Here is a 1,765-nt window from a genome sequence, read left to right as displayed (position 1 = left end):
ATAGATGAAAGCAAGCCAAACACGCATCAAGAACAGTATTGCAGAAAAGGGGGTAACCATAGATGTAGGAGCGAGGCTTGCCCGCGAAGACGTAGGCACATCCAGCATCGATGTGACTGAAAAACCGCTTTCGCGGGCAAGCCTCGCTCCTACAGAAATCAGTTGTCCCACAGGTATCAGACCACAGGCGCGGGCGGTGGCTCATCCGGAAGAGTGGGCTCTCCGGGTTCTGTCGGATCTTCATTGGGTGTGTCGGGATCAGGCTGATGGGGGATGCCCCCTGCCGTGACTGGCGGATGTGCCAACAAGGACCAGGCCAGCATGCCAACCTGATTGGGCTCAAGCCTTGCCAGTTCGGCACTTATTCGCGGATCGATCTTCATGAAGCACTCCTGAGCGATGGCCCGATCCGCCTTGCGCGAATCGGAGCAGTACACTCCATAGAGTGTACGCCCGCTCAGGAATTCCAACGGTTTGTCAGACGGCTGACTCAGGTACGCGGCAGGGTCACGCCACGCTGTCCCTGGTACTTGCCGCCACGGTCCTTGTAGGAGACTTCGCACTCTTCGTCCGACTCAAGGAACAACATCTGCGCCACGCCTTCGTTCGCGTAGATTTTCGCCGGCAGATTGGTGGTGTTGGAGAACTCCAGGGTCACGTGACCTTCCCACTCAGGCTCGAGCGGCGTGACGTTGACGATGATGCCGCAACGCGCGTAGGTGCTTTTACCCAGGCAAATGGTCAATACGTTACGCGGGATGCGGAAGTATTCGACGGTGCTGGCCAGAGCGAAGGAGTTCGGTGGAATGATGCACACGTCGCTGTGGATGTCGACGAAGCTGCCAGCATCGAAGTTTTTCGGGTCGACGATCGCCGAATTGATGTTGGTAAACACCTTGAAGTGATTGGTGCAACGCACATCGTAGCCGTAGCTGGACACGCCGTAGGAGATCACACGACTATCGTCGCTACCGCGCACCTGGCGCTCGACGAAAGGCTCGATCATGCCGTGTTCCTGCGCCATGCGGCGAATCCACTTGTCCGATTTGATGCTCATGGCGGGTGTCCTGAATAGCGAGGTGGAAAAATTCTGTCCGGCATCTTACCGGGCAGGCGCGCCGGGTTCAAAGTCCGGGACACAATTCTCGCCAATCGCCCGTGAATCCCGGGTCTTCACCGCCATTCAATGCACCGTCAGTCATGAAAACAGAGAAACCTTCGCAAGAAACATTGGCACGTTCCGGAAAAAGGGTTAAGGTGGCGCCACTGTGCTGCTTGTGTCACTGAGAATCTCTACACGATATGTTGAATTTCGATCCAACCATCTACAAGAATTTTTCCTGCTCTTTGCACTCAGTCTCGGCCAGGGTTCTTCCTGCGTCGCAGTTATCTTTGTTCAAGGAGTTACACCATGTCTAATCGCCAAACCGGTACCGTTAAGTGGTTCAACGATGAAAAAGGCTTCGGCTTCATCACTCCACAATCCGGTGACGACCTGTTCGTTCACTTCAAAGCTATCCAATCCGACGGCTTCAAAAGCCTGAAAGAAGGCCAACAGGTTTCTTTCATCGCTACCCGCGGTCAGAAAGGCATGCAAGCTGAAGAAGTTCAAGTTATCTAACTTGTACTTGCTTTAGTAAAAAGCCCCGCCCTCAAAAGCGGGGCTTTTTTGTGCCTGTGTGTTTTGCATGGCAAAAAAGATCGCAGCCTCGCTTCGCTCGACAGCTCCTACGTTGACATACGGTCTCTGTAGGAGCTGTCGAGC

3 protein-coding genes are annotated in these 1,765 nt (G+C 54.3%); 1 reads left to right on the top strand and 2 read right to left on the bottom strand.

All coding sequences use genetic code 11. The features are described 5' to 3' along the window. Positions 1–176: 176 nt before the first annotated feature. Complete coding sequence (locus AC1RQB_RS27345) at positions 177–383, bottom strand: hypothetical protein (RefSeq protein WP_032830504.1); 207 nt, start codon at positions 381–383, stop codon at positions 177–179. Positions 384–490: 107 nt separating this feature from the next. After that, positions 491–1,057: a dCTP deaminase gene (gene dcd, locus AC1RQB_RS27340; RefSeq protein WP_007904652.1), complete on the bottom strand. Its 567-nt coding sequence runs from the start codon at positions 1,055–1,057 to the stop codon at positions 491–493. A gap of 354 nt (positions 1,058–1,411) precedes the next feature. Here dcd and AC1RQB_RS27335 point away from each other — a divergent pair, with 354 nt between their 5' ends. Then, complete coding sequence (locus AC1RQB_RS27335; protein WP_002554837.1) at positions 1,412–1,621, top strand: cold-shock protein; 210 nt, start codon at positions 1,412–1,414, stop codon at positions 1,619–1,621. Positions 1,622–1,765 lie beyond the last annotated feature (144 nt).

The sequence above is a fragment of the Pseudomonas sp. GW822-FHT02E03 genome, from assembly GCF_058802325.1.
Note: the sequence above shows the minus strand (reverse complement) of the source record. Positions and strands in the feature narration are given on the sequence as shown.